1 protein-coding gene is annotated in these 591 nt (G+C 62.4%); it reads right to left on the bottom strand.

Annotated features, from left to right (window positions below):
* Positions 1-14 precede the first annotated feature (14 nt).
* The gene (locus GTW58_RS13605; RefSeq protein ID WP_245195278.1) at positions 15-461 is read right to left on the bottom strand and encodes a winged helix-turn-helix transcriptional regulator; all 447 of its coding nucleotides are present in this window, start codon (positions 459-461) and stop codon (positions 15-17) included.
* Positions 462-591 lie beyond the last annotated feature (130 nt).

Raw genomic sequence — 591 nt, 5'->3', positions numbered from 1 at the left:
GTAGTGGAGAGGTCCTAGGGAGGGGCTTGGCCGCATGGGGAGGCGATTAAACCTTCGGCTTGCTCCCGGTCATAACGTCGACGGTTGCGCTGAACCTCACCCACATTCGCTTCTGCCCATCGACGGAGTGCGGCCAGCGGCTCGACGGTACTGGCGCCCAGGTCCGTGAGCAGATAGTCCACGCGCGGCGGGACGCTGGGGGTGACCCGCCGGGTAACCAACCCGTCGCGCTCCATGGAACGCAGAGTTTCCGTCAGCACCTTGGGGGAAACACCCTGGACCGTTCGGCGCAACTCGGTGAACCTCACGGGCTGCCCCGGAGCCAGTACCGTCAAGATCATGGGCGCCCACCGGTCCGTCAGGTGGCGGAGAACAGTCCTGGACGGGCAGTCCTGGTTCAGGACATCCGCCGGCAGCTGGGCGGCGTTGGGGTTGACGGTCTGGTCCATCACATCGGTCATCGAGGCCCCTTGGTTACTTTGAGGTAATCGATTACTAGTTCATACCATTGTGTTCGCCAGGTCAAACACACGGACTTTTGGAGGACATGATGCACATCTCGATCATCGGTGCGGCCGGTATGGTCGGCTC

It is taken from the genome of Kocuria subflava (assembly GCF_012163155.1).
Lineage (GTDB): Bacteria > Actinomycetota > Actinomycetes > Actinomycetales > Micrococcaceae > Kocuria > Kocuria subflava.
This window is presented reverse-complemented; position numbering and strand designations above follow the sequence as displayed.

What these genes read in the sequence shown, in the direction of transcription:
- GTW58_RS13605 (WP_245195278.1), bottom strand. Translation starts at nt 461, where the DNA reads ATGACCGATGTGATGGACCAGACCGTCAACCCCAACGCCGCCCAGCTG.